This is a genomic window from Pseudomonas brenneri, assembly GCF_007858285.1.
In the GTDB taxonomy this organism is placed as follows: domain Bacteria; phylum Pseudomonadota; class Gammaproteobacteria; order Pseudomonadales; family Pseudomonadaceae; genus Aquipseudomonas; species Aquipseudomonas brenneri.
In genome coordinates this window covers 322937-347290 of record NZ_VFIL01000002.1, presented here as the reverse complement: position 1 = coordinate 347290, position 24354 = coordinate 322937, and the positions used below count along the sequence as shown (strand labels likewise).

Below are 24354 nucleotides of genomic sequence, written 5' to 3'. Positions count from 1 at the left end.
AAGTGCGCCGCGTACATCCAGGATGCCCGCGTCATCGTCAGCGATTTTCGCGAGCAAGCTCGCGCCTACAGGGGGGCCAGGTCAGGTACGGGGTTGGCGGCGGATAAAGTCGTCGGCGATCTCGTCGAAGGTGACGAAGCGCACACCGGCATGGCCCTGGATGTGTTCGATCAAGCGTTCAAGCATCAACAGCACTTGCGGGCGACCGGACACGTCGGGGTGGATGGTCATGGTGAACACCGCGTGCTCGTGCTCGCGGTAGACCCAGTCGAACTGGTCGCGCCACATTTCTTCCAGATGGCGCGGGTTGACGAAGCCATGGCTATTGGGCGCTTTCTTGATGAACATCATTGGCGGCAGGTCGTCGAGGTACCAGTTGGCCGGGATCTCCACCAGGTCGGTTTCTTCGCCGCGCACCAGGGGTTTCATCCAGGTATCGGGGTGCTGGCTGTAGTCGATCTTGGTCCAGGTATCGCCCTTGCGCACGTAGTAGGGATGGAAGTCGTTGTGCATCAGGCTGTGGTCGTACTTGATGCCTTTTTTCAGCAGCAACTCATTGGTGACCTTGCTGAACTCCCACCAGGGCGCGACGTAGCCGGTGGGGCGCTTGCCAGTGACCTGGGTGATCAGTTCGATGGACTTGTCGAGGACGATTTCTTCCTGCTCGGCCGTCATGGCAATGGGGTTTTCATGGCTGTAGCCATGCACACCTATTTCGTGGCCGGCATCGGCCACGGCCTTCATCTGCTCAGGAAAGGTTTCCATCGAGTGACCCGGGATAAACCAGGTGGTGCGCAGGCCATAGCGCTCGAACAACTTGAGCAGGCGCGGCGCGCCGACTTCACCGGCGAACAGGCCACGGGAAATATCGTCCGGGGAGTCTTCGCCGCCATAGGAACCGAGCCAGCCGGCGACCGCGTCGACGTCGACGCCAAATGCACAGAGGATGTCTTTAGCCATGGGGTATCTCCCTTCAAGGTTGATTGCGGCTTCAACGGCCAGGGCGGCCCACCACAAAAACGTACATATTAATAAAATGTACATTTAACAAAGGCAGATTTCGTGCCAGCCTGTCTGCGCACTCAAGCCCAGGATCGGACGACCTGGCCAAGACCTACGGGATAGATGGTGTTGAGTCCGGGGAAAAAATCTTGCACCGCATCCGCGATAGGCCTTCAATGAAATAATGTATCTTTTATTAATAAATACATTTTGGTGCAGAAAGGTAACACCCCAACATTCCAGGCCCCAAAAAAGTGCCGCCGATGTGGCGCAGAGTGACAGGCGCATCTATGAGAGAATCCCCGGCCACCGTCCTACATGCCTCAGAGAAAGCAATGAAAGCAGTGTCCGCCTCGGCCTCCCGCTACGCGATGATTCACCAGTTGTTGCGTGATGCGATCGTCAGCGGCACCGCGCGCCACGGGCTGGTCCTGCTGGAGGCGCCGCTGGCCGAACTGTTCGGCACCAGCCGCGTGCCGGTGCGCAAGGCGCTGGACCTGCTGCACACAGAAGGGTTGATCTGCCGTTTCGATGGCCGGGGTTACCTGATCAACCCCGAAGGCCTGGACCTGGAGCCGCTGCGCCTGCCCCTGAGCCATGCGCACCTGGGCCTGAACGGCGAAGATGAACTGGTGGACACCCGCCCCCTGGGTGAACGCATCGTCGAGGAAATCGGCGCGGCGCTGTCCACCTGCATTGCCTTCGGCCACTACCGCCTCGATGAACAGGCCGCCGCCGATCACTACGGCGTCAGTCGCGCGGTGGTGCGTGAAGCCTTGATGCGCCTGCGCGACCGCGGCCTGGTGGAAAAGGAGCCGTACTCGCAATGGCTGGCAGGCCCGCTGACCGCCCGGGAAGTCACTGAAGACTACGAACTACGCGCCTGCCTGGAGCCGGAAGCCTTGCGCCAGAGCGCGCCGGGCCTGGCCCGCGAGGTGCTCGAAGCCATGTTGCAGCGGGTGATCGAGGCGCAAAACAGCGCCCACTGCAGCCTTGAAGACATCGAACAACTCGAAGCCGACCTGCACCAGCACTGCCTGGCGGGCCTGCAGAACCGCAAGATCGCCGCGCTGATCCGCCAGGGCCAGAGCCCGATGATCATCAGCCGGATCTTCTACCGTTTGCTGGGGATCGGCGCAGACCCGGCGATGCTCGCCGAACACCGGCTGATCCTGGAACTGCTGCTGCACGGGGCCTTCGATGCGGCGGCGCTGAACCTGCGCGAGCATTTGCAGCGGGCACGCCAGCGCATGTTGCAGCGGCTGAAAGTGTTGTCGGTGCTGCCGGAGCAACCATTGCCCACCTACCTGCACAAAATCAGCTGACCTACAGGTTGGTTAATATCATGCAATTTGTTGCTAACCACGCTGCGCCATTGAAACCACCGCTCACCTGCCCCATCTAACCTGCATACTTCACTATGCAGGTGCCCCATGAGCGACCAGCAAGAATTCCCCGATATCGACCTCAACGACTACGCCGACCCCGAAAACGCCCAAGCTCCGTCGTCCAACACCGGCCTCGCCCTGCCTGGGCAGAACCTGCCGGACAAGGTCTATATCATCCCGATCCACAACCGGCCGTTCTTCCCGGCGCAAGTATTGCCGGTGATCGTCAATGAAGAGCCCTGGGCCGAGACCCTGGAGCTGGTAAGCAAATCCGACCATCACTCCCTGGCCCTGTTCTTCATGGACACGCCACCTGAAGACCCACGGCATTTCGATACCTCCGCCCTGCCGCTGTACGGCACCCTGGTGAAGGTCCATCACGCCAGCCGCGAAAACGGCAAGCTGCAATTCGTCGCCCAGGGCCTGACCCGTGTGCGGATCAAGACCTGGCTCAAGCACCATCGCCCACCGTACCTGGTGGAAGTCGAATACCCGCACCAGCCCAGCGAGCCGACCGACGAGGTCAAGGCCTACGGCATGGCGCTGATCAATGCGATCAAGGAACTGCTGCCGCTCAACCCGCTGTACAGCGAAGAGCTGAAGAACTACCTCAACCGCTTCAGCCCCAACGACCCATCGCCCCTGACCGACTTCGCCGCCGCGCTGACCTCGGCCACGGGTAACGAGTTGCAGGAAGTGCTGGACTGCGTGCCCATGCTCAAGCGCATGGAGAAAGTGTTGCCGATGCTGCGCAAAGAGGTGGAAGTCGCGCGCCTGCAAAAGGAAATCTCCGCCGAAGTTAACCGCAAGATCGGCGAGCACCAGCGCGAGTTCTTCCTCAAGGAACAGCTCAAGGTGATCCAGCAGGAGCTGGGGCTGACCAAGGACGATCGCAGCGCCGACGTCGAGCAGTTCGAGCAACGCCTGGAAGGCAAGGTGCTGCCGGCCCAGGCGCAGAAACGCATCGATGAAGAACTGAACAAACTGTCGATCCTGGAAACCGGCTCGCCGGAATACGCGGTCACGCGCAATTACCTGGACTGGGCCACCTCGGTGCCGTGGGGTGTGTATGGCGAGGACAAACTCGACCTCAAGCACGCACGCAAGGTCCTGGACAAACACCACGCCGGCCTGGATGACATCAAGAGCCGTATCCTCGAATTCCTCGCCGTCGGCGCCTATAAAGGCGAAGTCGCCGGCTCCATCGTACTGCTGGTGGGCCCGCCGGGCGTGGGCAAGACCAGCGTCGGCAAATCCATTGCCGAGTCCCTGGGCCGGCCGTTCTACCGCTTCAGCGTCGGCGGCATGCGCGACGAGGCCGAGATCAAGGGCCATCGCCGCACCTACATCGGCGCCCTGCCGGGCAAGCTGGTGCAGGCGCTTAAAGATGTGGAGGTGATGAACCCGGTGATCATGCTCGACGAGATCGACAAGATGGGCCAGAGCTTCCAGGGCGACCCGGCCTCGGCGCTGCTGGAAACCCTCGACCCGGAGCAGAACGTCGAGTTCCTCGATCACTACCTGGACCTGCGCCTGGACCTGTCCAAAGTGCTGTTCGTGTGTACCGCCAACACCCTGGACTCAATCCCCGGCCCCCTGCTGGACCGGATGGAAGTGATTCGCCTGTCGGGCTATATCACTGAAGAGAAAGTCGCCATCGCCAAGCGTCACCTGTGGCCCAAACAGTTGGAAAAGGCCGGTGTGACCAAGAACAGCCTGAGCATCACCGACGGCGCCCTGCGCGCCCTGATTGATGGCTACGCCCGCGAAGCCGGGGTGCGCCAGTTGGAGAAACAGCTGGGCAAGCTGGTGCGCAAAGCCGTGGTCAAGCTGCTGGACGAGCCGGACTCGGTGATCAAGATCGGCAACAAGGACCTGGAAGGTTCCCTGGGCATGCCGGTGTTTCGCAACGAGCAAGTGCTGTCGGGCACCGGCGTCATCACCGGCCTGGCCTGGACCAGCATGGGCGGCGCGACCTTGCCGATCGAAGCGACGCGCATCCACACGCTCAATCGCGGCTTCAAACTCACCGGGCAGTTGGGCGAAGTGATGAAGGAATCCGCCGAAATCGCCTACAGCTACATCAGCTCCAACCTGAAGTCGTTTGGCGGTGATCCGAAGTTCTTCGATGAAGCCTTCGTCCACCTGCACGTACCGGAAGGCGCCACACCCAAGGACGGCCCGAGTGCCGGGGTGACCATGGCCAGTGCCCTGCTGTCGCTGGCACGCAACCAGCCGCCGAAAAAAGGCGTGGCCATGACCGGTGAACTGACCCTGACCGGGCATGTGCTACCGATTGGCGGCGTGCGTGAGAAAGTGATTGCGGCACGGCGCCAGAAGATTCATGAACTGATCCTGCCGGAGCCTAATCGCGGGAGCTTTGAAGAGTTGCCGGAATACCTGAAGGAAGGGATGACGGTGCACTTTGCCAAGCGCTTTGCGGATGTGGCGAAGGTGTTGTTCTGATAGATCTGTAGCGCCTGCACTGGCCTCATCGCGGGCAAGCCCGCTCCTACAGGGTACGCATTCCAACTGTAGGAGCGGGCTTGCCCGCGATAGGGCCAGCACGGCCAACATACCCCCCCTGCTGTAACACCTTGTCTCATCTTCGGTTATGCTCGCTCTTCGTCGTCAATCAACGGAGCTTTCATGACCGCTGCCCGCCTGCTTCTTCCGTTAAGCCTCGCCCTGCTCGCGGCTTGCGCCAGTGCACCGAAGCAAAACGTCACCGTGGAAAAACAGAGCGCCTGCCCGCTGGTGCTCAAGACCGGGCAAAACCTGATCCTGACCTTGCCCAGCAACCCCACCACCGGCTACCGCTGGGCGATCCAGGATTCGGCTGGCGGCGTGCTGCGCAGCCTGAGTCCCGAGGTCTACAGCAATCCCGAGGATGCCGGCGTGGTCGGGGCCGCCGGGCAATCGACCTGGCGTTTCCAGGCGTTTACCGCCGGTAGCGGCCGCCTACGCCTGACCTCCCAACAACCCTGGGCCCCGGAAGTGAATCCGGTGGACACCTTTGACTGCGCCATTACGGTGAACTGATATGCCATGGATGATTCTTGCGTTGATGGGTGCGGGTACCTTTATCTACGGCCTGAGCACGCACGCCACCTTGCTTTGCCTGTTGGTCAAGCCGCTGCCGGTACTGGCGATGTTGGGCTGGCTGCATGATGCGCCACCCAGCGACTATCGACGCTGGATCAGCCTCGGGTTGATTTTTTCCCTGGTGGGCGATGTGTTGCTGGCCTGGCCCGGCGACCTGTTTATCTTTGGCCTCGGTGCGTTTCTGTTTGCGCACCTGGCGTACCTCAAGGCCTATTTCAGCGACTGCCGCCGTGCAGCGCTGCCGGCCTTGATACTGGCGCTGGTGGTGGGCGCGATCTTGCTGAGCATCCTGATTTCCCATGGCCTGGGCGACTTGCTGATTCCGGTGGTGGTGTATGCGCTGGTGATCAGCGCCATGCTCTGGCGTGCGTTGGCCCGGTTGGGCAGCGATGTGCCCAAGCGCTCGGCACAACTGGCGGCCATTGGCGCGGCGTTGTTTGTGTTTTCCGACACGCTGATCGGGATCAACCGCTTTGTGGTGACCTTTGATGCTGCGCCGTATTTGCTGATCATTACCTACTGGCTGGGGCAATGGGGGATCACCGCGTCGGCGTTCCATCAGACAACCCGCGCATCCAAGGAGCAAGTTGGCTAAAATACCGGCCTTTTCCCCTTGTCGCCGGAACAGCCGTGAGCAAAGAACCCGATCGCCTATTCGCCCAGCCCTTGCCCCAGGTGCCGGACTTCGCCTTTAACGAGGACGTGGTGCGGGTATTCCCGGACATGATCAAGCGCTCGGTGCCCGGCTACCCGACCATTGTCGAGAACCTCGGTGTGCTCGCCGCGCAGTTTGCCCAGCCCAATAGCGTGCTGTATGACCTGGGCTCGTCCCTCGGCGCGGTGACCCAGGCCCTGCGCCGCCACGTGCGCACCGACGGTTGCCGGGTGATCGCTGTGGATAACTCGGCGGCGATGGTCGAGCGCTGCCGCGAATACCTCAACGGCCAGGACTCGATGTTCCAGGAGCTGTTGCCGGTGGAGGTGATCGACGGCGATATCCTCGCCCTGCAGTTCCAGCCGGCCTCAGTGGTGGCGCTGAATTTCACCCTGCAATTTATCGCCCCTGAAGAGCGCCTGGCATTGCTTGGGCGGATTCGCCAGGCGCTGCTGCCGGGTGGCGCGCTGATTCTCTCGGAAAAACTGCGCTTCAATGATCCCCAAGAGCATGCGCTGCTCACCGACCTGCATGTGGCGTTCAAGCGCGCCAACGGCTACAGCGAGCTGGAAATCGCCCAGAAGCGCAGCGCCATCGAAAACGTCATGAAGCCCGACAGCCTCGAAGAACACCGCGAGCGCCTGCTGGCGGCCGGGTTCTCGAAAGTCGTGCCGTGGTTCCAGTGTCTTAACTTTGCCTCGTTGATTGCCTTGCCATGATTGATCTGTCTCCCCTCGCCCGCCATCTGGTCGGCACTCCCCTGGCCGTTTGGGCCCAAGGCGTGCAAGCGCAACTCGATGCAAAAATGGAAAAGGGCCATGGCGACCTCGCGCGCTGGCAAAGTGCGTTGGACGCATTGCCCAAGATCCTGCCCAGCGAAATCGACCTGCTGAACGGCCTGACCCTCGACACCGATTGCGATGACGCAACCCGCACGCAGATGCATGCCGCGCTGATGGGCCTGAGCCCGTGGCGCAAGGGGCCGTTCAACCTGTTCGGGGTGCATGTGGACACCGAATGGCGCTCGGACTGGAAATGGTCACGGGTCGCGCCGCACCTGAATCTCAAAGGCAAGCGCATCCTCGATGTCGGCTGTGGCAACGGCTATTACATGTGGCGCATGCTCGGCGCCGGTGCCGACAGCGTGATTGGCGTCGATCCCAATTGGCTGTTTTTCTGCCAGTTCCAGGCGGTACAGCGCTACTTGTCGGCGCCCAACGCCTGGCACCTGCCCTTCCCGTTCGAAGACCTGCCGCCGAACATGGAAGGTTTCGACACCGTGTTCTCCATGGGCGTGTTCTACCACCGCCGCTCGCCGATCGAGCACTTGCTGGCACTCAAGGATTGCCTGGTCAAGGGTGGCGAACTGGTACTGGAAACCTTGGTGATCGAGGGTGACCAGCAGCAGGTGCTGGTGCCGGAAGACCGCTATGCGCAGATGCGCAACGTGTGGTTTCTGCCATCCGTACCGGCACTGATGTTGTGGCTACGCCGTGCGGGTTTCAGCGATGTACGTTGCGTGGATGTCAGCGTGACCACGGTCGAGGAACAACGCGGGACGGAGTGGATGAAGTATCAGTCGCTGAGTGATTTCCTCGACCCTGAGGATCACAGCAAGACGATTGAAGGGCTGCCGGCGCCGATGCGGGCGGTGATCATCGCCAAGAAATAACCCATCCCTGTAGGAGCCGGCAAGCCGGCTCCTACATTGATTGGGTTTTTACATGAGGTCAGGGTTTAGCCCGGCGCGCCTTGAAGAACTCACTCAACACCGCCCCACACTCCTCGGCCAGCACCCCGCCTTCATACAACACCCGATGATTCAAAAAGCCCTGGGTAAAGAACTGCCCCTGGCTTTGCACAATCCCGGCCTTGGGCTCCAGTGCGCCGTACACCACCCGGGCGATGCGCGAATGCACGATCAGCCCGGCGCACATGCTGCACGGTTCCAGGGTCACATACAGCGTACTGCCCGGCAGGCGGTAGTTGCTGATGGCCTGGGCGGCGGCGCGGATGGCGACCATTTCGGCGTGGGCGCTCGGGTCGCTGCCGCTGATCGGGCAATTGAAGCCGCGGCCGATGATTTCACCGTCCTGCACCAACACCGCGCCCACCGGCACTTCACCGAGGGCCGCGCCTTGGGCCGCGAGGGCCAGGGCCTCGCGCATGAAGTCCTGATCGCGGCTGCGGTCGATAATCGCCGTCGGGCGAATCTGGCGCATCACGCCACCTCGATGGCGGCCATCAGGCCGGTTTCCATATGGTCGATCACATGGCAATGGAACATCCACACCCCAGGGTTATCCGCCACCAACGCCACGCGGGCGCGTTCGTTCTTGCCCAGCAAGTAGGTGTCGGTGAAATACGGCGTGACCTTGTGGCGGTTCGAAGCGATCACCTTGAAGCTCATGCCATGCAGGTGGATCGGGTGCTGGTACTGGGTCATGTTTTTCAATTCAAAAATATAGCTCTTGCCCAGTTCCAGCTTGGCAATCGGGCGGTCGGCGCAGGTCTTGTCGGTGATGTCCCAGGCCTGGCCGTTGATCTGCCACAGGCTTGGCGGTTTGCCGTTCTCGACGTTGACCGAGACCGAGCCCACCCATTCGAAATTGAAGTTGAGCTTTTCGGCATTGGCCAGGTCCGGCTCGGCAATCGGGTTGGCCGGCAAGGCGGGCGGCCACTCACCGGGCGCATCCGTATTGGCCACCGAGCGGAAGGTACCCAGGCGCACCGGGCCATTGCGGATCGACAGTTCTTCGCCGGCCGGCGGAGCCTTGATCGCCAGGCAAATGCGCATGCCCGGGCCCAGCCAATAGTCCTTGCCCAACGGCCGTGGCTCGATGGGGTTGCCATCCAGCGCATAGATCTGCGCTTCAACATTGGGGATATTCAGGCGATAGGTCAGCGTGTTGTCGAGGTTGAGCAGGCGCACACGGGTGATTTGCCCGGCCGGCAGGTCGATGACCGCCTGCGGTACACCGTTGATGGTCGACAGCCGTCCAGCCGTACCGCCACGGGCTGCTTCGCGGGGGATGCTGAATTCGACAAACTCACCCTGCTCGTCGATATGCCAGTTTTTCAGGCTCAGGGTGCGCTCATGCTTGAAGCCGGTGGGCTCGCGCTCTTCGACAATCAACGGGCCGACCAGGCCCCGGCCCAGTTCTTCGCTGCTGCTCACATGGGGGTGATACCAGTAGCTGCCGGCATCCGGCACGCGGAATTGGTAGTCGAAATACTCGCCGGGCAACACCGGTAATTGCGAAACGTACGGCACGCCGTCCATTTCCAGGGGCAGGCGGATGCCGTGCCAGTGGATGGTGGTGGCAACCGGCAGGTGGTTTATAAAACGCACCCGCAGCCACTCACCCTGGCGCACACGCAACTCGGTACCCGGTGCCGATGGGCCGAATGCCCAGGCCTGGGTTGTGTGCCCTGGCACCAGTTCCACATCCAGGGGCGCGGCGATCAGCTCGTAATCGCGCCCGGCGCTGGCGTCCGCGACTTTCCCCAGCCAGTAGCGATAGGCGCCACCGGCACCGACGCCCACCACTGCCAGGCCGGCGAGGCCACCAAGGATTTGTCGACGGGAAAAGGATCGGGACACAACAACCTCACGTATCTGCGCGGGCGCAAGGCCCGCAAAGGGCAAATACGATACACCCCCGCAGGCTAAACAGTAAGGCTTCGCATTGCCGCATGAAACCCGTAGGAGCGAGCTTGCTCGCGAAAAACCTGAGAACAGCGCGGGGAACCAGACTCCCCGCGTCATCGTTGACGACCTTCGCGAGCAAGCTCGCTCCTACAGGTTGATCGACGGTCAGTGCTTGGCGGCGGCCAGGATCAGCGCTTTCATCTCGGCAACCGCACCTTTGAAACCGACGAACAGCGCATGGGCGACCAGCGCGTGGCCGATGTTCAGTTCGTTGATGCCCTTGATCGCCGCCACGGCTTCGACGTTGTGGTAGTGCAGGCCATGGCCGGCGTTGACGATCAGGCCCTCGCGCAAGCCGCAGGCCACACCGTCGATGATGCGTTGCAGTTCGTCGGCGACCTCGGTCGGGGTGGTGGCATCGGCGTAGCGGCCGGTATGCAACTCGATGGCCGGCGCTCCCACGCGGCGCGAGGCTTCGATCTGCCGCTCATCGGCGTCGATAAACAGCGAAACTTCACTGCCAATCTGCGACAGGCGCTCGACCGCCGCCTTGATCCGCGCTTCCTGGCCGGCCACGTCCAGGCCGCCTTCGGTGGTCAGTTCCTGACGGGTTTCCGGGACCAGGCAGATATGCGCCGGGCGGATGCGCTCGGCGAAGGCCATCATTTCTTCGGTGATGCCCATTTCGAAGTTCATGCGGGTTTGCAGCACGTCCTTGAGCACCAGCACATCGCGCTCCTGGATGTGCCGGCGGTCTTCGCGCAGGTGCACGGTGATCCCGTCGGCGCCTGCTTCTTCGGCGTCCAGTGCGGCCTTGACCGGATCAGGGTAACGGGTGCCCCGGGCCTGGCGCAGGGTAGCAACGTGGTCGATGTTGACGCCAAGAAGAATGCGATTGCTGGTGGTCACGGAAGCGCTCCTGAAAAGGGAAAGAATCGGCGCACAGCATACACGGGGATGTCAGGGCTTTCGAAACAACTCGCGACTGACCAACGGCCGACCGCCCAAATGCACGGCCAGGGCCTGGCGCATCAGGCGCTTGGCAGCCGACAGGGCACCGGGGGCACTCCAGTCGGCCTCGGCCATGGCCAATAACTCGGCGCCCTGGAACAGACCGGGTTGCAGCAGATAGACGCGCTCCAGGCCGGCGTCCACTTGCAGGCGGTACATGCCATCGGCCGCGATGGGCTCGCCGTGCAAGTCGTTGTTGAGTTCGAAGCCGTAGCCCAGGTCGTCGAGCAGGCGCCATTCGAAGGCGCGCAGCAGCGGCTCCAGTGGGCGGCCTTCGGCCAGGGCCAACAAGGTGGCGGCGTAGTGATCGAAGACCGCAGGGTGCGGGTCTTCGGCGGGCAGCAGGCGGATCAGCAGCTCGTTGAGGTAGAGCCCGCTGAACAGCGCCTCGCCATTGAGCCAGGCCGAGGTGCCGATGCTTTCCAGGCGCCCGACGTTTTTCAACTCACCCTTGCCGCGAAACTCCACGTCCAGCGCCACGAATGGCCGTGCCAGCGTCCCCGCCTTGCCCCGCGCGCTGCGCAACACCGCGCGCAGGCGGCCTTGAGGCGTGAGGAAATCCACCAGGGCGCTGGTCTCGCGGTAGGCGCGGCTGTGCAGGACGTAGGCGGGTTGGCTGGGGGGTGGGGATTGGGACATAAATGTCTCTTCGCAGAACTTAAGAACAGCGATAAACCAATGTGGGAGCGGGCTTGTGTGGGAGCTGGCTTGCCTGCGATGCAGACGCCTCGATGTATCAAGTAGACCGAAGCGATGCTATCGCAGGCAAGCCAGCTCCCACACAAGCCCGCTCCCACATTTTGTCCTGCGGTGTTACTGGAGACTGATTACAGGTCGCCGTAGCCCAGGGAGCGCAGCGCACGCTCGTCATCGGACCAGCCACCCTTAACCTTCACCCACAGGTTAAGCATGATCTTGGAATCGAACAGCAACTCCATGTCCTTGCGCGCTTCGGTGCCGATGCGCTTGATGCGTTCGCCCTTGTCGCCAATGATGATTTTCTTCTGGCCGTCACGTTCGACGAGGATCAGCGCATGGATATGCAGGGTCTTGCCCTGCTGCTTGAACTCTTCGATTTCGACGGTGATCTGGTACGGCAACTCGGCGCCCATCTGGCGCATGATTTTCTCGCGTACCAGCTCGGCGGCAAGGAATCGGCTGCTGCGGTCGGTGATCTGGTCTTCCGGGAAGAAGTGCTCGTTCTCCGGCAGGTAGCCTGCGATCACGCGCTCCAGGGCTTCGAGGTTGTGCCCGTGCTGGGCCGAGATCGGCATGATCTGGGCATTCGGCAGTTGTTCCTGCAACCAGCTCAGGTGCGGCATCAGTTCGGCTTTGTCTTCGATGCGGTCGGTCTTGTTCAACGCGACGATCAACGGCCCGGTGACGTACTGCACACGCTCCAGCACCATCTGGTCTTCATCGGTCCACTTGGTGCGGTCGACCACGAAGATCACCACGTCGACGTCTTTCAACGCGGCCGAAGCGGTCTTGTTCATGTAGCGGTTCAGCGCTTTCTCGCCGCCTTTGTGCATGCCCGGGGTGTCGACGTAGACCGCTTGCACGTTGCCTTCGGTCTTGATGCCCAGCATGTTGTGGCGAGTGGTCTGCGGCTTGCGCGAGGTGATCGCCAGCTTCTGCCCCAGGATATGGTTCAGCAGCGTGGACTTGCCCACGTTGGGACGGCCGACGATGGCAACATAGCCACAGCGTGTTGCGGTTGAATCAGTCATGGCCATTCTCCACGCCCAGGGCAATCAGTGCTGCAGCGGCCGCTACCTGTTCGGCAATACGACGGCTCACACCCTGACCTCGGCTTTTTTCGTTCAATAAGGTGACTTCGCATTCGACGAAGAACACACGGCAGTGCGGTTCACCCTGGATATCCACCACTTCGTAGCGTGGCAGTTCGCAGCCGCGCGACTGCAAGAATTCCTGCAGGCGGGTCTTGGGATCCTTGTTGGTATCCACCAGGGTCAGGCTGTCGATTTCCGACGCCAGCCAGGCCATGACCCGCTCCTTGGCCACTTCCATCCCGGCATCCAGGTAGATCGCACCGATCAGGGCTTCCAGGGCATCGGCCAGGATCGACTCGCGACGGAAACCGCCGCTCTTCAACTCACCGGAACCCAGGCGCAGGTATTCGCCCAGGTCAAAACCACGGGCCAGTACGGCCAGGGTCTCGCCCTTCACCAGGCGCGCGCGCAGGCGCGACAGCTGGCCTTCACGGGCCAGGGGGAAGCGGTTGAACAGGGCTTCGCCAGCGGCGAAGTTAAGGATGGCATCACCGAGGAATTCCAGGCGTTCATTGTTGCGCCCGGCAAAACTGCGGTGTGTGAGGGCAAGGACCATCAATTCCTGGTCCTTGAAGGTGTAGCCGAGCTGACGCTCAAGACGACTCAAAGAAACGCTCACGGTTTACCTACTTTCAGTACGTGGCGGCAAAGGCCATCGACGATTAACGCTGTGTTCAAATTCAAATCCTGGCAATGCTGCGTATTGCTCGAAGCCGGACCAATGTCCAAGCCCCAGAAAAGCATTCGGCGCTGTGTTCACAGCGCCGCATGGATTACTTGATCAGCCCCACCCGCGAGAAGTTCGGCAGGTGGCTGAGTTTGGGTTCCGGCCAGCTCATCCAGACCGCGAAGGCCTTGCCGACGATGTTCTGGTCGGGAACCATGCCCAGCAGCTCCTTGGGAATGCTTGGATCATCCCAGTAGCGGCTGTCATTGGAGTTGTCGCGGTTGTCGCCCATCATGAAGTAATGCCCGGCAGGCACTGTCCACTGGTTGTCGGGCGGCGAACGGTAGCGGCTCATTTCCTTGCGGATCTGGTGCTCTACCGCCCCGAGTTTTTCCTCGTACAGCTCGGCGCTGCCCAGGGTGTTCGGCTCGGAGCCGATGAGTTTCTCGGCCACCGACTCGCCATTGACGAACAGGCGCTTGTCGCTGGTGTAGCGAATCACGTCACCCGGCAGGCCAACCACCCGCTTGATGTAGTTGACGTTCGGGTCGCTTGGGTAGCGGAACACCATCACATCGCCGCGCTGCGGATCACCCACCTCGATGATTTTCTTGTCGATCACCGGCAAGCGGATCCCGTACGAAAACTTGTTCACCAGGATGAAGTCGCCGACATCCAGGGTTGGCTTCATCGACCCCGAAGGGATCTGGAACGGCTCCACCAGAAACGAGCGCAGCACCAGCACGATGAACAACACCGGGAAGAACGACTTGCCGTATTCAACCAGCAAGGGCTCTTTGTTGAGCTTCTCGATCACCACGCCATCGGGCTGGCTGACGCTGCCCTGATAGGACGCGATGGCCGCCCGACGACGCGGGGCGAAGAACAGCAGATCGAGCAGCGCCAAGAGACCACAGACGGCAACGGCGATGACCAGCAACAGCGGGAAATTTAGTGACATAGGACCTAACTATCCAACCTGAGCACCGCAAGGAAGGCTTCTTGTGGAATTTCCACGTTGCCCACTTGCTTCATGCGTTTTTTACCGGCCTTTTGCTTCTCAAGCAGCTTGCGCTTACGGCTGACGTCGCCGCCATAGCATTTGGCCAGTACGTTCTTTCTGAGTGCCTTGACGGAGGTCCGCGCAATGATCTGCCCGCCAATGGCGGCCTGGATCGCGACGTCGAACATCTGGCGCGGAATCAGTTCTTTCATCTTCTCGGTCAGTTGGCGACCCTTGTAGTGCGCATTGTCCTTGTGGACGATGAGCGCCAGGGCATCAACCTTGTCACCGTTGATCAATACATCGAGCTTCACCAGGTTGGCCGATTGGTAGCGGTCAAAATGGTAATCCAGCGAAGCATAGCCGCGACTGGTGGATTTGAGGCGGTCAAAGAAGTCCAGGACCACTTCGTTCATCGGCAAATCATAGGTCACTTGTACCTGGGTACCGAGGAACAGCATGTCGTGCTGCACGCCACGCTTTTCGATACACAGGGTAATGACGTTACCCAGGTGCTCTTGCGGCACAAGAATATTGGCCCGCACGATCGGTTCGCGCATGTCTTCGATGGACGACAGATCCGGCAGCTTGGACGGGTTGTCGACGTAAATCGTTTCACCGGTTTTGAGCAACAGCTCAAAAATAACCGTTGGCGCGGTGGTGATCAGGTCCAGGTCGTACTCGCGCTCCAGGCGCTCCTGGATGATTTCCATGTGCAGCATGCCCAGGAACCCGCAGCGAAAGCCAAAGCCCAGGGCGTCGGAGCTTTCCGGGGTGTACTGCAACGACGAGTCGTTGAGGGTCAGCTTTTGCAGGGCTTCGCGGAAATCCTCGAAGTCGTCGGAGCTGACCGGGAACAGGCCGGCGTAGACCTGTGGCTGGATGCGCTTGAAGCCTGGCAGCACATCGACGTCCGGCGTGGAGCTGAGCGTCAGGGTGTCACCGACCGGTGCACCGTGGATGTCCTTGATACCGGCGATGATAAAGCCTACTTCACCGGCTTTCAGATCAGTGGTAGCGGTGTGCTTGGGGTTGAATACACCGACGCTGTCCACCAGATGGATCTTGCCGGTGGACTTGACCAGGATCTTGTCGCCCTTCTTCACCCGGCCATGGCGCACACGTACCAGGGACACAACGCCCAGATAATTGTCGAACCAGGAGTCGATGATCAACGCTTGCAGCGGATCTTCGTAGTTGCCGGTTGGTGCGGGAATGGTCTTGACCAGGCGTTCGAGCACTTCGTCGACACCCAGGCCGGTCTTGGCGCTGCACTCGACGGCGTCGGTGGCGTCAATGCCGATGATTTTTTCGATTTCTTCTTTCACGCGGTCCGGATCAGCCTGTGGCAGGTCGATCTTGTTCAGCACCGGCATGACTTCCAGGCCCTGCTCGATAGCGGTGTAGCAGTTGGCCACGGACTGGGCTTCTACGCCCTGACCCGCGTCCACCACCAGCAGCGCACCTTCACAGGCCGCCAGGGAACGGCTGACTTCGTAGGTGAAGTCGACGTGGCCCGGGGTATCAATGAAGTTCAGCTGGTACTTGATACCGTCTTTGGCGGTGTAGTACAGGGTAACGCTGTGGGCCTTGATGGTGATCCCGCGCTCGCGTTCGAGGTCCATGGAGTCCAGGACCTGGGCTTCCATTTCACGCTCGGCAAGGCCGCCGCACATCTGGATGAATCGATCGGCCAGCGTCGACTTACCATGGTCAATGTGGGCGATGATGGAGAAATTGCGGATATGACTCAAATCACTCACGGATCAACACTCAAAAAGGCTGCAGGCAGATTGCCCGCTGAAAAATAGCCGGGAATTGTACCTGATGCTCGGGCCAGACGTCATCTTTGGCGACCAATAACAAAAATGCCCCACTCTTGCGAACGGGGCATTTTTTGCTCAACAACAGCGGATCAACCGGCCCGCCGCAGCAGCCAGAACCCGGCCAGGGCACAGATGCCGGTTGGCACCAGCACCGCAAACAGCGGCGAGAAGCCGAATACCAGGCTCGACGGCCCCAGCAGATCCTGGGCAATGCGGAAGGTGAAACCGACCAGCACCCCGGTAAATACGCGCTGACCCAGGGTCACCGAGCGTAACGGGCCGAAAATAAACGAAATCGCCATCAACACCAGCGCGGCGGTCACCACCGGCTGCAACACCTTGACCCAAAATGCCAGCCAGTAGCGGCCGTTATTCAGGCCCTGCTCCTTGAGGTAGTGGATATAGCTCCACAGACCGGAGATCGGCAGGCTTTCGGGGATCATCACCACCGTATTGAGCAGTTCCGGCTTGAGCGCGATGTCCCAGGCCTGTGTCGGCTCGTTGATCACCTCGGTGCTGGCCTCGGTGCCTTTGCCAGGGTTGCGGAAGTGGGTGGTGGTCACATCGCTCAACACCCACTGGTTGTCACTGAACTGTGCCCGCTTGGCAAAGCTCGACGACAGCATGTGGCGCTCTTCGTCAAAGCGATAACGGGTGACACCGACCAGCAGGCCGCCGGGTTGCACCGCGTTGATGTGGATGAATTCATCGCCCTGGCGGTGCCACAGGCCCCGCTTGGAGCTTTGCGCATCGCCAGAGCCCTGAGCCAGCGCACGGTTGGCCTGGGCCGTGGTTTCCGCCGGTGGCGCCACGTATTCGCCGATCAGCACACTAGCAGCCATCAGCAGCAGCATGGGTTTCATCACGGCCCAGACGATACGGGCAACGGACACCCCGGCCGCACGCATGATGGTCAGTTCACTGTTGCTGGCCAGGCTGCCCAGGCCGATCAGGCAACCGATCAGCGCGGCCATCGGCATCATGTCGTAGAGGCGGCGCGGCGCGGTCAGCGCCACGTAGCTCAGTACGTCAGTGACCGTATAGGTATCGGTGACGTTGCCCACTTCATCAATGAAGGCAAACAACGACGCCAGGCCGAGGATGATGCCCAATACCGCCAGGATGGCGACCAGTACGCTGCTACCGATGTAGCGATCCAACTTACCCACGAGCCATCTCCTTCATGCCGCGACGGCTCTGCATTTTCAAACGAATCGGTTCCCAGTACAGCAGGCCCAGGCCAATCATCAGGAAGATGCCGTGGACCCACCACAACCCCAGGGTCGGCGACAGCTTGCCCTTCTCCAGGGAGCCACGGGCGGAAATCAGGATGGTCAGGTAGGCCATGTACAACAGGATCGCCGGCAGCAACTTGAGGAAGCGGCCCTGGCGCGGGTTGACCCGAGACAGCGGCACCGCCATCAAGGTGACGATAAACACCAGCAACGGCAGGGAAATACGCCATTGCAACTCGGCAATTGCCCGCAATTGGTTGTTGCCGATCAGGTCCAGGGTCGGGATGGCATCGCGATCGGTAACCTCGCCACTCACATCCGGCCGGGCCAGCATGACCCCGTAGGTGTCGTACTTGATGGCGCGGTAGTCGGCCTGGCCGGGGCTGCCGTCGTAGCGATAGCCGTTCTCCAGGATCAGGTATCGGCTGCCGTCCGGACGTACTTCCTGGCGCCCGCTATCGGCCACCAAGACGGAAATGCCACGGTCTTTCTTGTCCTGGCCCAGGCGCTTCTCGGAGATGAATACACCGCCGAGGTTGGCCCGATCATCGGTCATGCGCTCGGTGTAGGTCACACGGGTGCCATCGTTGAGGGCCTGGAAGCGCCCCGGTTCGAGGGTATCGAACTCGGTCATGGCGTCCTGTTTATTGAGCACCAGTTGGAACTGCATGGCGCCCTGGGGGGCCAGGCTCAGGCTCAGCCAGGCCACCACCAGCGCCACGCCGGTGGCCGGGACCATGGTCATGGCCAGCAGGCGCTGCTGGCTCATGCCGGTGGCCGACAGCACGGTCATCTCGCTTTCGAGGTAGAGCCGGCCATAGGCCAGCAGGATCCCGAGAAACAGGCCCAACGGCAGGATCAACTGCAAAAAGCCTGGCAGGCGAAAGCCCATGATCAGGAACAGCGAGCCCGGATCCAGGGCACCCGAGGCGGCCTGGGCCAGGTATTTGACGAAACGACCACTCATGATGATGACCAGCAATACCGCACTCACGGCACTCAGGGTCAGCAGAACTTCGCGGGACAGATAACGGAAGACGATCAAACCAGACACTCCAGGGTTGTCAGGCTAAGGCGGCCAAACAAGCAAGCATATCAAGTCGCCCCGTTGACACGGGCCGGCGAAAAAGATGGCGCATTATCCTGTGATTGTCCGCGCCTGTCACGGAGCTTGCTCACACCGGTGCACAAAGCTGGCGTCAAGGGTTGTCAGGCCTGGGCGGCGCGGTACAAACTGCGGGCTTTGTCGCGGTCGCCTACAGGTGGCCCAGCCTACAGGCCGGAGTACAGACTCCAGGCTCTTTGACCTTATATAAGGGACCCGAACATGGAATTGGTTGTAAAAAGCGTTAGCCCCGAAACGTTGAAGACCGCCACCCTCGTGGTCGCCGTCGGCGAAGGCCGCAAGCTCGGCGCCGCCGCCAAGCAAGTCGACGAACTGAGCGGTGGCGCCATCAGCGCCGTGCTCAAGCGTGGCGACCTGGTCGGCAAGGTCGGGCAAAGCCTGCTGCTGCAAAGCCTGCCTAACCTCAAAGCCGACCGCGTATTGCTGGTAGGCGTGGGCAAGGACGCTGAACTGGGCGACCGCCCGTTCCGCAAGATCATCAGCGCCATCCTCAGCACCCTCAAGGGCCTGGGCGGCAGCGATGCGGCACTGGCGCTGGACGAAATCGTGGTCAAGGGCCGCGACAGCTATGGCAAGACCCGCCTGCTGGCCGAAACCCTGCTGGATGGCGGCTACACCTTCGACCAGTTCAAGAGCCAGAAAGCCGAACCCCGCGCCCTGAAGAAAATCACCCTGCTGACCATCAAGGCCGCACAGGCTGAAGTCCAGCGCGCCGCGACCCACGCCCAGGCCATCGCCGCCGGCATGGCGTTCACCCGCGACTTGGGCAATATGCCACCAAACATCTGCCACCCGACCTACCTCGGCGAACAGGCCAAGGCACTGGGCAAAGAGTTCAAGGGCCTGAAGGTCGAGGTCCTGGACGAGAAGAAGATCAAGGAACTGGGCATGGGCTCGTTCTATGCCGTGGGCCAGGGCAGCGACCAACCACCACGCCTGATCGTCATGCAATACAACGGCGGCAAGAAAGCCGACAAGCCGTTCGCCCTGGTTGGCAAAGGTATCACCTTCGATACCGGCGGCATCAGCCTCAAGCCTGGCGCCGGCATGGACGAAATGAAGTACGACATGGGCGGCGCCGCCAGTGTCTTCGGTACCCTGCGTGCCGTGCTCGAACTCAAGCTGCCGATCAACCTGGTGTGCATCCTGGCCTGCGCCGAGAACATGCCGAGCGGCGGTGCTGCGCGCCCTGGCGATATCGTCACCACCATGAGCGGCCAGACCGTGGAAATCCTCAACACCGACGCCGAAGGCCGCCTGGTGCTGTGCGATGCCCTGACCTACGCCGAGCGCTTCAAGCCGCAGGCGGTGATCGACATCGCCACCTTGACCGGCGCCTGCATCGTTGCCCTGGGCTCCCATACCTCGGGCCTTTTGGGCAACAACGACGAGTTGGTCGAGCAACTGCTCAGCGCCGGCAAGGCTGCCGACGACCGCGCCTGGCAATTGCCGCTGTTCGATGAGTACCAGGAGCAACTGGACAGCCCGTTCGCCGACATCGCCAACATTGGCGGGCCAAAGGCCGGCACCATCACCGCCGCTTGCTTCCTGTCGCGCTTTGCCAAGAACTTCAACTGGGCCCACCTGGATATCGCCGGCACTGCCTGGACCAGCGGCGGCAAGGACAAGGGCGCTACCGGTCGTCCGGTTCCGCTGCTGACCCAGTACCTGCTGGATCGCGCCAAGGCCTAAACCTCACGGCCACTGCTTGACCCTGTAGGAGCGAGCTTGCTCGCGAAAAACCTGAGGACAATGCGTTCATTCAGAATGAACGCGTCATCGTTAGCGATTTTCGCGAGCAAGCTCGCTCCTACAGGGTCAAGCAGGCAAGGCTGCTCCAGGAAATGTAATGACCCAAGTCGACTTCTATATATTGCCCAGCGCCGATCCATCCGCTCGCCTGGACTTTGCCTGCAAGCTCACGGAAAAGGCCTGGCGCATGGGCCACCGCATCTACCTGCATTGCAGCGATGCCGCCCAGCGTGACGACCTCGATGCCCGCCTGTGGCGCTTCAAGGGCGAGAGCTTCGTGCCCCATGGCCCTGCAGAATCAGAGCCAGACGGTTTGGTGGCATTGGGCCTGGGCGACAGTTGCGGCGATCACCATGACCTGCTGGTCAACCTGGACCTGAAAGTGCCGGCCTTCGCCAAGGGTTTCGCCCGCGTGGCGGAAGTGGTGGTGGAAGATCCGGCTATTCGTCAGGCCGCGCGGGAGAGTTTCCGTTTCTACCGCGAACAGGGCTATTCTCTGCAAGATCACCGATTACAGCGACTCTGAGCACACGATGGACACTCCCAACCCGATTAAAAAAGATGACCACCTGCTGGACGACCTTGAATCGATCCGCCAGTTGCTGGGTGATGACAACCTGCAACCGCCGCTGCTGACCGATACCGTCGCAGAAGAGGTACAGATTCCCCTGCTGTTCGATATGGTCGGCGCCAAACCCGCCGCTGCCGAGCCAGTCGAGCCGCCCACCGTCCAAGCCGACCCCGTCGCCGAAAAGGCCCCCGACGCCCTGCTGCTGCACCTGGACAACGAACTGCGCGCCGCTGCGCAATTGATCATGCAGGACGTGATCGACGATTTTGCCCCGCATATCGAAACCGAGATCAAGCGCCGGATGGATGCGCGCATGGAGCGGTTGCTCAGTCAGTACCAGTCTTAAGCCACGCAGATACCCCCCTGTGGGAGCAAGCCCGCTCCCACATTTGGTCAGCGCAAGTCTTAAGCCCCTCTTCATCTCGCCCTCTCCCCTATCCCCCGTTATACTTGTCGGCTTTCCTGAATAAATGCCAACTAGGGTCCCGCCGCGCATGGATAAGACCTACCAGCCGCACGCCATTGAAACTTCCTGGTACAACACCTGGGAATCCGAGAATTACTTCGCCCCTCAAGGCGCGGGTGATTCCTACACGATCATGATCCCGCCGCCGAACGTCACCGGCAGCCTGCACATGGGTCACGGTTTCAACAACGCGATCATGGACGCCCTGATCCGTTTCCGCCGCATGCAGGGTCGCAACACCTTGTGGCAGCCGGGCACCGACCACGCGGGTATCGCCACCCAGATGCTGGTGGAACGCCAACTGGAAGCCACCGGCCAGAACCGTCACGACCTGGGCCGCGAGAAGTTCCTGGAGAAGGTCTGGGAATGGAAGGACCAGTCCGGCGGCAATATCAGCCGTCAGATCCGTCGCCTGGGCTCGTCGGTGGATTGGAGCCGCGAGCGCTTCACCATGGACGATGGCCTGTCGGAAGCAGTGAAGGAAGCCTTCGTGCGCCTGCATGAAGATGGCCTGATTTATCGCGGCAAGCGCCTGGTCAACTGGGACACCAAGCTGCACACGGCGATTTCCGACCTTGAAGTGGAAAACCACGACGAGAAAGGTTTCCTGTGGAACCTCAAGTACCCGCTGGCCGACGGCGCCAAGACCGCCGAGGGCAACGACTACCTGATCGTCGCCACCACCCGTCCGGAAACCATGCTCGGCGACTCCGCCGTGGCCGTTAACCCGAACGATGAGCGCTACCAGGCACTGATCGGCAAGTTCGTCGAACTGCCGCTGGTGGGTCGTCGCATCCCGATCATCGCCGATGACTACTGCGACCCTGAATTCGGTACCGGTTGCGTGAAAATCACCCCGGCCCACGATTTCAACGACTATGAAGTCGGCAAGCGCCATAACCTGCCGCTGCTGAATATCTTCGACAAGAATGCCGCCGTTCTGCCGGCCTGCCAGGTGTTCAACCTCGACGGCACGCTCAATGACAGCATCGATGGCAAGATCCCGGCCGAATACGCCGGTCTCGATCGTTTCGAGGCGCGCAAGCAGATCGTTGCCGCCTTCGACGCTGCTGGCCTTTTGGTCAGTGTGGATGACCACGCCCTGAAAGTGCCGAAAGGCGACCGCTCCGGTACCATCATCGAGCCATGGCTGACCGACCAGTGGTACGTCTCCACCAAGCCGCTGGCAGAACCTGCGATTGCTGCCGTGGAAGATGGCCGTATCCAGTTCGTGCCCAAACAGTACGAAAACATGTATTTCTCGTGGATGCGCGACATCCAGGATTGGTGCATCAGCCGTCAACTGTGGTGGGGCCACCGGATTCCGGCCTGGTACGACGAGTCGGGCAAGGTCTATGTCGGCCGTGACGAGGCCGAAGTGCGCGCCAAGCACAACCTCGGCGCAGACGTGACGCTGCAACAGGACAACGACGTACTGGATACCTGGTTCAGTTCGGGCCTGTGGACCTTCTCGACCCTGGGCTGGCCGCAGCAGACCGAGTTCCTGAAGAAATTCCACTCCACCGACGTGCTGGTCACCGGTTTCGACATCATTTTCTTCTGGGTTGCCCGGATGATCATGCTCACCATGCATTTGGTGAAGAACGAGGACGGCACCCCGCAGGTGCCGTTCAAGACCGTGTACGTGCACGGCCTGGTCCGCGACGGCCAGGGCCAGAAGATGTCCAAGTCCAAGGGCAACGTCCTCGACCCGCTGGACATCATCGACGGCATCGACCTGGAAACCCTGGTGCAAAAACGCACCTCGGGCCTGATGCAGCCGAAACTGGCGAAAAAGATCGAGAAGCAGACCCGCGACGAGTTTGCCGACGGCATCGCCAGCTACGGCACCGACGCCCTGCGCTTCACCTTCTGCTCGCTGGCGTCCACCGGTCGCGACATCAAGTTCGACATGGGCCGCGTCGAAGGCTATCGCAACTTCTGCAACAAGATCTGGAACGCGGCGCGCTACGTGCTGGACAAGGGCGAAGACTGCGGCCAGAACGGCGAAGCCTTTGAACTGAGCCTGGCCGATCGCTGGATCATCTCGCAGTTGCAGCGCACCGAAGCCGAAGTGACCCGCCAACTCGACCAGTTCCGTTTCGACCTGGCCGCGCAGGCCTTGTACGAGTTCATCTGGAACCAGTATTGCGACTGGTACCTGGAACTGTCCAAGCCGGTGCTGTGGGACGAGAACGCGCCGATCGAGCGCCAGCGCGGCACCCGCCGCACCCTGGTGCGCGTGCTGGAAGTGGCGCTGCGCCTCGCGCACCCGTTCATGCCGTTCATCACCGAAGAAATCTGGCAGCGCCTGGCGCCGCTGGCCGGTATCGAAGGCAAGACCATCATGCTGCAACCTTGGCCAGTGGCCAATGAAGCCCGCATCGACGAGGCGGCCGAAAGCGATATCGAATGGCTCAAGGCCCTGATGCTCGGCACGCGCAATATCCGCGCCGAGATGAACATCGGCCCGGGCAAGCCATTGGCGGTGTTCGTGAAGAACGCCAGTGCCGAGGACCAGCGCCGTCTCACCGAGAACGACGCCCTGCTCAAGAAGCTGGCCAAGCTGGAGTCGATCACCGTATTGGCCGCTGGCGCCGAAGCACCGCTGTCCGCTACCGCACTGGTTGGCGAGATGGAAGTGCTGGTGCCGATGGCCGGCCTGATCGACAAAGATGCCGAACTGGCGCGCCTGGACAAGGAAATCCTGCGCCTGCAAGGCGAGGTGCAGCGCGTCGGCGGCAAGCTGTCCAACGCCGCCTTCGTTGACAAGGCCCCGGCCGAAGTCATCGACAAGGAACGCGCCAAGCTGGCCGAGGCCGAGCAGGCCTTGGGCAAATTGGCGGAGCAACATGCGCGGATTTCCAGCCTGTAAGGGCCGGCCTGCGATAAAAAAGAGACCTTCGGGTCTCTTTTTTTTGGTGTTGAAACCCAATCAATGTGGGAGCTGGCTTGCTCGCGAATGCGGTATATCAGACACACACCCAATAACTGACACACTGCATTCGCGAGCAAGCCCGCTCCCACATTTAACCGAGATCAACTTCGGAATGTGTGACAATACCCACCACTTTTGAAGCAACCCCAGAATCGACGTAGCCC

Annotated in this window: 21 protein-coding genes; 10 read left to right on the top strand and 11 right to left on the bottom strand. The window is 61.2% G+C overall.

What is annotated here, in order from left to right:
• Nucleotides 1-81: 81 nt before the first annotated feature.
• Nucleotides 82-960, bottom strand: coding sequence for a polysaccharide deacetylase family protein (locus tag FJD34_RS04880; RefSeq protein ID WP_032859955.1), 879 nt, complete (start codon nt 958-960; stop codon nt 82-84).
• A 377-nt stretch (nt 961-1337) separates the two neighbouring features.
• On the opposite strand from FJD34_RS04880, the gene FJD34_RS04875 reads away from it, so the two are divergent.
• The 6 genes from FJD34_RS04875 to cmoB all read left to right on the top strand — a co-directional run bounded on the left by FJD34_RS04875 (nt 1338) and on the right by cmoB (nt 7822).
• A complete protein-coding gene (locus tag FJD34_RS04875; protein ID WP_090291943.1) occupies nt 1338-2327 on the top strand; it encodes a GntR family transcriptional regulator in 990 nt (329 codons plus the stop codon).
• 108 nt (nt 2328-2435) lie between these two features.
• A complete protein-coding gene (gene lon, locus FJD34_RS04870) occupies nt 2436-4856 on the top strand; it encodes an endopeptidase La (protein ID WP_032859957.1) in 2421 nt (806 codons plus the stop codon).
• Between the two features lie 183 nt (nt 4857-5039).
• Nucleotides 5040-5432, top strand: coding sequence for a protease inhibitor I42 family protein (locus FJD34_RS04865; protein WP_032859958.1), 393 nt, complete (start codon nt 5040-5042; stop codon nt 5430-5432).
• Between the two features lies 1 nt (nt 5433).
• Complete coding sequence (locus FJD34_RS04860) at nt 5434-6090, top strand: lysoplasmalogenase (protein WP_032859959.1); 657 nt, start codon at nt 5434-5436, stop codon at nt 6088-6090.
• 35 nt (nt 6091-6125) lie between these two features.
• Nucleotides 6126-6869 carry a carboxy-S-adenosyl-L-methionine synthase CmoA gene (gene cmoA, locus FJD34_RS04855; protein ID WP_029297461.1) on the top strand — a complete coding sequence of 248 codons (744 nt, stop codon included), beginning with the start codon at nt 6126-6128 and terminating at the stop codon, nt 6867-6869.
• A complete protein-coding gene (gene cmoB, locus FJD34_RS04850) occupies nt 6866-7822 on the top strand; it encodes a tRNA 5-methoxyuridine(34)/uridine 5-oxyacetic acid(34) synthase CmoB (RefSeq protein WP_032859960.1) in 957 nt (318 codons plus the stop codon). Before cmoA ends, cmoB begins: the two co-directional genes overlap by 4 nt.
• 58 nt (nt 7823-7880) lie before the next feature.
• Here the strand turns inward: cmoB and tadA are convergent, their stop codons facing one another.
• The 10 genes from tadA to lptF all read right to left on the bottom strand — a co-directional run bounded on the left by tadA (nt 7881) and on the right by lptF (nt 18382).
• Nucleotides 7881-8372: a tRNA adenosine(34) deaminase TadA gene (tadA, locus tag FJD34_RS04845; protein ID WP_032859961.1), complete on the bottom strand. Its 492-nt coding sequence runs from the start codon at nt 8370-8372 to the stop codon at nt 7881-7883.
• Entirely contained in the window at nt 8372-9754 is a 1383-nt protein-coding gene (locus FJD34_RS04840; RefSeq protein WP_065944169.1) for a multicopper oxidase family protein, read from the bottom strand. Before FJD34_RS04840 ends, tadA begins: the two co-directional genes overlap by 1 nt.
• Nucleotides 9755-9967: 213 nt before the next feature.
• Nucleotides 9968-10711, bottom strand: a complete 744-nt coding sequence (gene pdxJ / locus FJD34_RS04830; protein WP_032859963.1) for a pyridoxine 5'-phosphate synthase — start codon at nt 10709-10711, stop codon at nt 9968-9970.
• Between the two features lie 51 nt (nt 10712-10762).
• A complete protein-coding gene (gene recO, locus FJD34_RS04825; protein WP_090291945.1) occupies nt 10763-11452 on the bottom strand; it encodes a DNA repair protein RecO in 690 nt (229 codons plus the stop codon).
• Nucleotides 11453-11640: 188 nt separating this feature from the next.
• Entirely contained in the window at nt 11641-12543 is a 903-nt protein-coding gene (era, locus tag FJD34_RS04820) for a GTPase Era (RefSeq protein ID WP_029297473.1), read from the bottom strand.
• On the bottom strand, nt 12536-13225 hold the full coding sequence (gene rnc / locus FJD34_RS04815) for a ribonuclease III (protein ID WP_029297476.1): 690 nt from the start codon (nt 13223-13225) through the stop codon (nt 12536-12538). Before rnc ends, era begins: the two co-directional genes overlap by 8 nt.
• 154 nt (nt 13226-13379) lie before the next feature.
• The gene (lepB, locus tag FJD34_RS04810; RefSeq protein WP_032859965.1) at nt 13380-14234 is read right to left on the bottom strand and encodes a signal peptidase I; all 855 of its coding nucleotides are present in this window, start codon (nt 14232-14234) and stop codon (nt 13380-13382) included.
• 5 nt (nt 14235-14239) lie between these two features.
• Nucleotides 14240-16039: a translation elongation factor 4 gene (gene lepA / locus FJD34_RS04805; protein ID WP_032859966.1), complete on the bottom strand. Its 1800-nt coding sequence runs from the start codon at nt 16037-16039 to the stop codon at nt 14240-14242.
• 152 nt (nt 16040-16191) lie between these two features.
• A complete protein-coding gene (lptG, locus tag FJD34_RS04800) occupies nt 16192-17271 on the bottom strand; it encodes an LPS export ABC transporter permease LptG (RefSeq protein WP_032859967.1) in 1080 nt (359 codons plus the stop codon).
• Entirely contained in the window at nt 17264-18382 is a 1119-nt protein-coding gene (gene lptF / locus FJD34_RS04795; protein ID WP_090291947.1) for an LPS export ABC transporter permease LptF, read from the bottom strand. Before lptF ends, lptG begins: the two co-directional genes overlap by 8 nt.
• 282 nt (nt 18383-18664) lie before the next feature.
• Here lptF and FJD34_RS04790 point away from each other — a divergent pair, with 282 nt between their 5' ends.
• From FJD34_RS04790 to FJD34_RS04775, 4 genes are all read left to right on the top strand, one after another.
• The gene (locus tag FJD34_RS04790; RefSeq protein ID WP_090291948.1) at nt 18665-20155 is read left to right on the top strand and encodes a leucyl aminopeptidase; all 1491 of its coding nucleotides are present in this window, start codon (nt 18665-18667) and stop codon (nt 20153-20155) included.
• A gap of 157 nt (nt 20156-20312) precedes the next feature.
• Entirely contained in the window at nt 20313-20741 is a 429-nt protein-coding gene (locus tag FJD34_RS04785) for a DNA polymerase III subunit chi (RefSeq protein ID WP_032859970.1), read from the top strand.
• A 7-nt stretch (nt 20742-20748) separates the two neighbouring features.
• Nucleotides 20749-21132, top strand: a complete 384-nt coding sequence (locus tag FJD34_RS04780) for a DNA polymerase III subunit chi (protein WP_090291950.1) — start codon at nt 20749-20751, stop codon at nt 21130-21132.
• A gap of 148 nt (nt 21133-21280) precedes the next feature.
• On the top strand, nt 21281-24127 hold the full coding sequence (locus FJD34_RS04775) for a valine--tRNA ligase (RefSeq protein ID WP_032859972.1): 2847 nt from the start codon (nt 21281-21283) through the stop codon (nt 24125-24127).
• Nucleotides 24128-24354 lie beyond the last annotated feature (227 nt).